8 protein-coding genes are annotated in these 7,420 nt (G+C 65.9%); 4 read left to right on the plus strand and 4 right to left on the minus strand.

From position 1 onward, the window contains the following. Window positions 1–280 (minus strand): hypothetical protein (locus OC446_RS28565; RefSeq protein ID WP_262032323.1); only part of this gene is annotated, 280 nt, incomplete at its 3' end. A gap of 207 nt (window positions 281–487) precedes the next feature. Between OC446_RS28565 and OC446_RS28570 the strand changes: the two genes are divergently transcribed. Together OC446_RS28570 and OC446_RS28575 are read left to right on the plus strand one after the other, a co-directional pair. Then, entirely contained in the window at window positions 488–2,524 is a 2,037-nt protein-coding gene (locus OC446_RS28570; RefSeq protein ID WP_262032324.1) for a M23 family metallopeptidase, read from the plus strand. A gap of 5 nt (window positions 2,525–2,529) precedes the next feature. Next, the gene (locus tag OC446_RS28575; protein WP_262032325.1) at window positions 2,530–3,447 is read left to right on the plus strand and encodes an AEC family transporter; all 918 of its coding nucleotides are present in this window, start codon (window positions 2,530–2,532) and stop codon (window positions 3,445–3,447) included. Here OC446_RS28575 and gluQRS read toward each other — a convergent pair. Further along, on the minus strand, window positions 3,444–4,316 hold the full coding sequence (gluQRS, locus tag OC446_RS28580; protein WP_262032326.1) for a tRNA glutamyl-Q(34) synthetase GluQRS: 873 nt from the start codon (window positions 4,314–4,316) through the stop codon (window positions 3,444–3,446). The two genes, OC446_RS28575 and gluQRS, sit on opposite strands and share 4 nt — an antisense overlap. Window positions 4,317–4,345: 29 nt before the next feature. Here gluQRS and OC446_RS28585 point away from each other — a divergent pair, with 29 nt between their 5' ends. Then, window positions 4,346–4,990, plus strand: coding sequence for a DNA-3-methyladenine glycosylase family protein (locus OC446_RS28585; protein ID WP_262032327.1), 645 nt, complete (start codon window positions 4,346–4,348; stop codon window positions 4,988–4,990). Window positions 4,991–5,012: 22 nt separating this feature from the next. On the opposite strand, the gene OC446_RS28590 is transcribed toward OC446_RS28585, so the two are convergent. Together OC446_RS28590 and OC446_RS28595 are read right to left on the minus strand one after the other, a co-directional pair. Next, window positions 5,013–5,783: an HpcH/HpaI aldolase family protein gene (locus OC446_RS28590; protein ID WP_262032328.1), complete on the minus strand. Its 771-nt coding sequence runs from the start codon at window positions 5,781–5,783 to the stop codon at window positions 5,013–5,015. Between the two features lie 59 nt (window positions 5,784–5,842). Further along, the gene (locus OC446_RS28595; RefSeq protein ID WP_262032329.1) at window positions 5,843–6,166 is read right to left on the minus strand and encodes a DUF1476 domain-containing protein; all 324 of its coding nucleotides are present in this window, start codon (window positions 6,164–6,166) and stop codon (window positions 5,843–5,845) included. 240 nt (window positions 6,167–6,406) lie between these two features. On the opposite strand from OC446_RS28595, the gene purC reads away from it, so the two are divergent. After that, complete coding sequence (purC, locus tag OC446_RS28600) at window positions 6,407–7,201, plus strand: phosphoribosylaminoimidazolesuccinocarboxamide synthase (protein ID WP_036362043.1); 795 nt, start codon at window positions 6,407–6,409, stop codon at window positions 7,199–7,201. Window positions 7,202–7,420 lie beyond the last annotated feature (219 nt).

Below are 7,420 nucleotides of genomic sequence, written 5' to 3' on the forward strand. Positions count from 1 at the left end.
CGCAAGGACACCGCCGCCTACGCTTCTCTTCCCTCTCAACAATGTCAAAGAGCAAGACATCTTTCGATGCCACCGATAAAAACAGACCTCCGCAGAACAGCGCTTGTTCCCGACCGAAGTCGGGCCCAACAGCCCGGTTTCTGAGGAAGATCTTGGCGCCGTTCGCGTCAGCGGCGGCGTCGATGGGCGGTATATATGACGAACCCGTTTCACCTGTCAACGGGCTTGTGAAGGTTTTTTGACAGGCGGGCGATTTTCCTCCCCGCCCCGCCTGCCGCACAGGTATTTTCCTCCCCTGCCTCACTGCGGTCACAGTGCGGAATGAAGCAGGGCCGCGAAGGCGCTCTTTTGACCGAACCTCCTTTGCCGGAGAGTTGGCGCGCCGACCAAGCTTATCTATGGATATGTGCGGTTGTCGTCTCCTGTGCTAGATGGCCTCTGGTGCCTGTGACAGCTACCCGCCCCTATCGACATCAGACAGAGACATATGAGTCAGCTTCCTCCCGATGACAGCCGCGCCAAGGGATCCCGTAGGGAAGCCTCGCGCCTGTCGTCCGGCATCGATCTCGGACATGAGCCGCCGCTCAACCCCAGCGGGAGCGCGGCCCCGGAGGTCGACAAGAGAGAGGTGAATCTGCGCTGGCTCGGCGCCAGCGTTCTGACCGGCGTGACGGGGGCGGTCCTGATCGGCGCCTCCATCCATGTGGCCCTTCAGGGCGCTGCGATCACGGCTCTTCCCCCGGAGCGCGCGGCCCTCGGGTCCCGGTCGACCCTTGCGGCCGATGAGGAACGGTCCTCGAACGTGGCCCGCAAGGCCGATCGGCTCAACATGACGGAGCTGACCTCCTCGGCCCGGCAGAGCTTCAAGGCCCCGATGACCATGCGCATCGGCGAGCGCGAGGCCATCAAGGTGCGCAACTTCGTGCGCGTCGCCACGAACCTGTCGCTGACGGCCGGCACCTACACGGCCGACATTCCGCCGTTCAATCCCATGCGCCTCTTCGCCGAGGGAATGGATGAGCAGCGCGTCGAGCCGACCCCGGAAGTCGCCGACGCCGATGTATCGGTTCTCAGGCGCGACCTTGCCATAGTGTCCATCGCGGCGAGCGCCCCTTCCCTGACCGACGGCGACGTGCTTGCGATCCTGGAAGAGGAGCGGCGTGTCTTCAACGAAGCGGGGCGCCGCAGCTCCGTGCCGATCCCGGCACAGCAGATGCTGTCCCGGACCCTGCGTCAGCCGGACGGCCTCGGCGATGCCCTCGGCTATGCCCGGGTCGTCGACGCGCCCTTCAGCACGATCGAGGTCCGGGTCGTTCCCGAGAACGTGACCGATCTTCCCAAGGTCGAGCAGCGGACCATGGCGCCCCTCTTCGAAGAGCGCGAGGTGGTGCTCAAGAAGGGCGAGACCCTGGAGACGGTCCTGCGCAGCTATGGGGGCACTCCCGAGCAGATCGCCGCCATCACGACGGCGCTGGCCGCCCGCATCAAGGTCGACGGCCTGGGCGAGGGCCAGAGGCTGCGCATTCTCATCGCGCCCGGCCCCCGTCTCGGGGATCCCAGGCAGATCGTGCGCGTGATCACGCTCGGCGAGCGGGGCATCGAAGGGATCGCCGCCACCAACGACCGCGGCGTCTTCGTGTCCGTGACACCCCCGGCCGACGAGAGAAACCGGCAGATGGCCGAGGCCTCGGAGGACGAGGAGGAGGATGACGGGCGCGGCGGCGTGCGGCTCTACGAGAGCCTCTACGAGACGGCGCTCAAGAACGAGCTGCCCCGCGAGAGCGTGGACGAGCTGGTGCGGATCTTCGGCTACGACGTAGATTTCCAGCGCCGCGTCTCGCAGGGCGATTCCTTCGAGGTCTTCTACGGCTCCGACGACGAGAGCGGCACGCCCGAGATCCTCTATGCCGCGCTCACCGTGGGTGGGGAGGCGCGCCGCGTCTACCGCTACCAGGGCGAGGACGGTACGGTCGACTTCTTCGACGAATCGGGCCGCTCCCTCAAGAAGTTCCTGATCCGCAAACCCATCTCGGACGGCATTCTGCGCTCGGGATTCGGGTCGCGATTCCATCCGATCCTGGGATATTCCCGACCGCATACGGGCATCGACTGGGCCAACAAGGTCGGCACCCCGATCCTGGCCGCGGGCAATGGCACCATCCGTTTCGCCGACTGGAAATCGGGCTACGGACGCCACATCGAGATCCAGCACGCCAACGGCTATGCGACGACCTATTCCCACATGTCGGGCTTCGCAAAGAACATGGCGCCGGGCACCCGGGTTCGGCAGGGCCAGGTCATCGGCTATCTGGGCAGCACAGGCCTGTCGACCGGTCCTCACCTCCATTACGAGGTGCTCATCAACGGCAGCTTCGTCGATCCTCTCAAGATCCGCCTGCCGCGCGGACGGGAGCTCGAGGGCCGCGGGCTGGTGGACTTCAAGCGCCAGCGCGAGCAGGTCAACGAGCTGATGTCCCACAGCGTCGCGTCCGCCGCGCTCTCCCAGCGAGCCGAGTTGCGATAAAGCCTATGCTTGAGCTGTTCGCGATTGTGCTGCCGGTCTTCGGCTTGATCGGCATCGGCTATGTCGCGCGCCAGACAGGGTTCATTTCGGAACGGGCCGGTGAGGGCCTGTCCGAATTCGTCTTCACCCTGTCCCTCCCCTGCCTGATCTTCCGCACCCTCGTCCGTGCCGAGATCCCGGCCGTCCAGCCGTGGGGTTACTGGATCTCCTATTTCGTCGGCGTGGGCATCGTCTGGCTCCTGGCCTCCGTGATCGGCAGGCGCTTCTTCGGCATCAAGGGCGTGTCGGGCGTCGTCGCAGGCTTCTCGGCCGGTCAGGCGAATACGGTCTTCGTCGGGGTCCCGATGATCCTCAAGGCCTATGGGGACGAGGGCGCCGTTCCGCTCTTTCTCCTGATCGCGGTGCACCTCCCCGTCACGATGACGCTGGCGACGATCCTGGCCGAGGGACGCCAGGCCTCTCCCCTGCTGATCCTGCGCCGCCTCCTCACCCATCCGATCGTCGTCGGGATCCTGGCCGGATCGGCCTGCCGTCCCATTGCCGCCCATGTGCCGGCTCCGGCCTGGCAGGTCATGGATCTTTTAGCGAGCGCTGCGGTTCCCTGCGCGCTGATCTCCATGGGGATTGCGCTGCGCCGCTACGGCCTGCAGACGGGCTGGAAGCTGCCGACCGTGATCTCGTTCCTCAAGCTCGTTGTGCATCCTCTCGTGGTGCTTCTTCTCGCCACGCAGGTCTTCCACATGCCGCCGGTCTGGGCCGGCGTTGCGGTGCTCTTCGCCTCCTGCCCTTCGGGCATCAACGCCTATCTGTTCGCCGAACGGTATGGAGAGGGCGTGGCCCTCGCCTCCAGCGCCATCACCCTGTCCACATTCCTCGCCCTGGGCACGACCCTGGTCTGGCTCTCCGTGCTGGGTGTCGGCTAGAAGCCGAGCCGTCGCCGGATGGCCTGCGGCGTCGCGCCCTCCTCGCGCAATTCCGCCAGGGACTTGGACCGACGGCTCTTCGCCAGCTTGTCGCCGTCCGGGTCGCGCAGGAGGCCGTGGTGGTGATAGCGCGGCGTCGGCAGGTCCAGCAGGGCCTGGAGCAGGACGTGCAGGTCGGTCGCGGCTTCGAGATCCTGGCCGCGGACCACGTGGGTGACGCCCTGGAGCGCATCGTCCACGACGACGGAGAGATGGTAGCTCGTCGGGATCTCCTTGCGAACGATCACCGCATCGCCCCAGCGCCGGGGCTGCGCGGTGACCACTTCTTCCTGGCCGTCCCGGTCGAAGCGTCGGAAACGGAGTGGTCCCGGCACGAGCCCGTCCAGCGCCGCATTATCGACACGCCAGGCATGGGGCTCGCCGGCCGCGATCCGGCGTCCGGCCTCGTCGGCCGGTATGGCCCGGCAGGTGCCCGGGTAAAGCGGCGCGCCGTCGGGATCGCGAGGCCAAGGCTCGCCGCTCTCCGCCTCCCGACAGGCGATCGCCTCGGCGATGTCCTTGCGGGTGCAGAAGCACGGATAGACCCCTCCCCTCTCCTTCAGCCGCTGGAAGGCGGCGCGATAATCGGCGAAGTGCTCCGATTGCCGGCGGACCGGCTCCTCCCAGCGCAGACCGAGCCAGGCGAGATCGTCGTAGATGGCAGCCTCGAATTCGGGTCGGCAACGTGTGATATCGATATCCTCGATGCGCAGAAGGAAGCGACCGTCGAAGCGGCGGGCGAAATCGGCGTTGAGCAGGGCGGAATAGGCGTGGCCCAGGTGAAGCCGGCCATTGGGGCTGGGAGCGAATCGAAAGACCGGCTTCGTCACGGGAGCCTGCGAACAAGGGACGTAAAGGTATGGCCACCCTCCTCGAAACGGACGCGGTTCTCAAGAGGGGCTTGAGCGAGCTGGCGCTGGCGGATCCGGTGATGGCGAAGCTCGCCGAGAGCGGGATCACGCCGCAATTGCGCCGGCGACCGCCCGGCTTCGAGGGGCTCGCCTGGATCGTCGTCGGCCAGCAGGTTTCCACCGCCAGCGCGACCGCCATCTGGAACCGCCTGAGGCAGGTCCTCGAACCTCCGACGCCAGACGTCTTTCTGCGGCTCTCCGATGAGGACCTGCGCGCGGCCGGGCTGTCCGCCGGCAAGGTCAGGACCCTGCGGGCCCTTGCGACGGAGCTCGTCGAGGGCAGGCTTCCTCTCGACGAGCTGCAGAACCGCCCGGCCGAGGAGGCCCACGATCTCCTCACGCGGGTGAAGGGGATCGGCCCCTGGACGGCCGATGTCTACCTGCTGTTCTGCCTCGGGCATCCGGACGCCTTTCCGAGCGGCGATCTGGCCGTGCAGGAAGCGGCCCGGCTCGCCTATGGGCTGGAACAGCGGCCGGACGCCAGGACGCTCGCCGCCCTGGCCGAGGCGTGGCGTCCCTGGCGGGGCGTCGCGGCCAAGATGCTCTGGGCGTATTACCGCAAGGTCAAATCCCGGGAAGGCGCTCCCGTGTGATGCCCTTGCGGTTCGAAAGGATCTAACCTCGGGCGGCCGTCAGAGCCGCATGGGCTCCGGCCATGAGCATCGAGAGGTCGCTGCCGATGGACACCATGTGGAAGCCCTTGGCCGACAATTGCGCCGCCCTCGCTCCCGACACGGCATAGATGGCCGCGACCTTGCCCGCGGCCTTCACGCGGGCGAGGGCATGGTCGAGCGCCTTCTCGACTTCGGCCCCGGTGGGATTGACGCTCTTTCCACCCGAGAGGGCGATCGAGAGGTCCGAAGGGCCGATGAAGACGCCGTCGATCCCCGGGACCGCCAGGATGTCGTCGATGATGGCCAGCGCCTCCCGGGTCTCCACCATGGCGAAGGAGACGGTCAGGTCGTTGGCCTGCTGCAGATAGGCGCCGGGCTCCAGCCTGGTCAGGGACAAGGCCCCGTAGGCGCCCCAGCTGCGCTCCCCGACGGGCGGGAACTTGGTGAAGGCGGCGAAGCGCTTGGCATCCTCGATCGTGTTGATCATGGGGGCGATCACGCCCGACACCCCCGCGTCCAGGAAGCGCGACGCGGAGGCGAAATCGCCCACCGGGATGCGGACCAGGGAGGGCTTTCCCGCGGCCGCGATCAACGGCACCGCCTGAAGCGCGGCCGCGAAGTCGATGGAGCCGTGCTGCAGATCCATGACGACGGCATCGAAGGCTTCCTGGGCCAGAAGGCCGGCCACGGAAGGATCCGGCATGCCGCACCAGGCCGTCAGAACGGGAGAGCCGGCTTTCAGCCGCTCGGGGAACGATGGATGGGTCGGCATGATGCCCTTTCGGCAGGATGGTATTGATTGTTCAGAGGCTTGAGGCGGAAGGCGGGCCGTTACCGGCCCGCTTTGATGTCCTCGATGGCGCGCTCGGTGAACTGGATCAGCTTGGCTCTCAGCTCGGGCTCGGCCATGGAATGGCCAACGCCTTCGAGATCCCGGCCGACCTTGCGCAGGACATCCGCATCGCCTGCTTCTTCGAAATCGGCGAGAACGACGCTCTTGGCATAGGCCTCCGCGTCTTCGCCCGTCTTGCCCAGGCGTTCGGCGACCCAAAGGCCGAACAGCTTGTTGCGGCGCGCCGTCGCCTTGAAGCGCAGCTCCTCGTCATGGGCGAACTGCTTCTCGAAGGCATCGCGGCGATCGTCGAATGTGGTCATGGGCCCTGTTCTCCTTGGCTGTCCTTCATGCGATATAAGGGCGCACTCGCGCGGATGCCAGACACCCCCCATCTTTCAAATGGTGCTTTCGGCAGGTTGCAGAATTGCAGCCCATTCTCCCCGCGTTGTGCTTGCCCGAGGGATCGGATAGGTTGCCCCTTCAAGCGGAGCGCCGGTGAACAGCCGCGCTTAACGCCAGCCGCGGATCTAAAAAATGAACATCCCCAGGAGCCACGGCAAATGGATTTTCTCAAACCACGGTACACGCCTATGAATCGTCGCCGTCGCATCTATGAGGGCAAGGCGAAGGTCCTCTATGAGGGCCCGGAACCCGGTACGCTCATCCAGCACTTCAAGGATGACGCGACCGCCTTCAATGCCAAGAAGCATGAAGTGATCGACGGCAAGGGCGTGCTCAACAACCGGATCTCGGAATATCTCTTCCAGCATCTGAACGACATCGGCATCCCAACCCATTTCATCCGCCGCCTGAACATGCGCGAGCAGCTGATTCGGGAAGTGGAGATCATCCCGCTCGAAGTGGTGGTGCGCAACGTGGCGGCGGGCTCGCTCGCCACCCGACTGGGTATCGAGGAGGGCACGCAGCTGCCCCGGTCGATCATCGAATTCTATTACAAGAACGACGCCCTCAACGACCCGATGGTGTCGGAGGAGCACATCACCGCCTTCGGCTGGGCCTCGCCCCAGGAGATCGACGACATCATGGCGCTCGCCATCCGGGTCAACGACTTCCTGTCCGGCCTCTTCCTCGGCGTCGGCATCCGTCTCGTCGACTTCAAGCTGGAGACGGGCCGTCTCTGGGAGGGCGAGATGATGCGCATCGTCGTGGCCGACGAGATCTCCCCGGATTCCTGCCGTCTCTGGGACATCAAGTCCAAGGACAAGCTCGACAAGGACCGGTTCCGCCGGGACATGGGCGGGCTGGTCGAGGCCTATTCCGAGGTCGCCCGGCGTCTCGGCATCCTGGCCGAGAACGAGAACCCGGTCACGGGCGGCCCTCGCCTCGTGCAGTGAGGCTGCCTGCCATCGATGATCCCAAAGCCCGGCCTCAGTGCCGGGCTTTTTGTTGGCTCGCCGGGGTTCCGTTGCACGGCCCGGGATAACGGTGCAAAAGCCCTCCCCCTCGTCCTGCCGGGCCCTGAGCCGGGCATCCACGTCTTTGTAATGCGGTGGTTCCGAAGACGTGGGTGGCCGCAACGAGTGCGGCCATGACGCAGCGGGTGATGCTTACTC

The sequence above is a fragment of the Microvirga sp. Mcv34 genome (assembly GCF_024519725.1).
Taxonomy (GTDB): Bacteria; Pseudomonadota; Alphaproteobacteria; order Rhizobiales; family Beijerinckiaceae; genus Microvirga.

Bases quoted from the DNA above. Each gene is read 5' to 3' on its own strand.
- OC446_RS28570 (WP_262032324.1), top strand. From the start codon at position 488: ATGAGTCAGCTTCCTCCCGATGACAGCCGCGCCAAGGGATCCCGTAGG.
- OC446_RS28575 (WP_262032325.1), top strand. From the start codon at position 2,530: ATGCTTGAGCTGTTCGCGATTGTGCTGCCGGTCTTCGGCTTGATCGGC.
- OC446_RS28585 (WP_262032327.1), top strand. From the start codon at position 4,346: ATGGCCACCCTCCTCGAAACGGACGCGGTTCTCAAGAGGGGCTTGAGC.
- OC446_RS28590 (WP_262032328.1), bottom strand. From the start codon at position 5,783: ATGCCGACCCATCCATCGTTCCCCGAGCGGCTGAAAGCCGGCTCTCCC.
- OC446_RS28595 (WP_262032329.1), bottom strand. From the start codon at position 6,166: ATGACCACATTCGACGATCGCCGCGATGCCTTCGAGAAGCAGTTCGCC.
- purC (WP_036362043.1), top strand. From the start codon at position 6,407: ATGGATTTTCTCAAACCACGGTACACGCCTATGAATCGTCGCCGTCGC.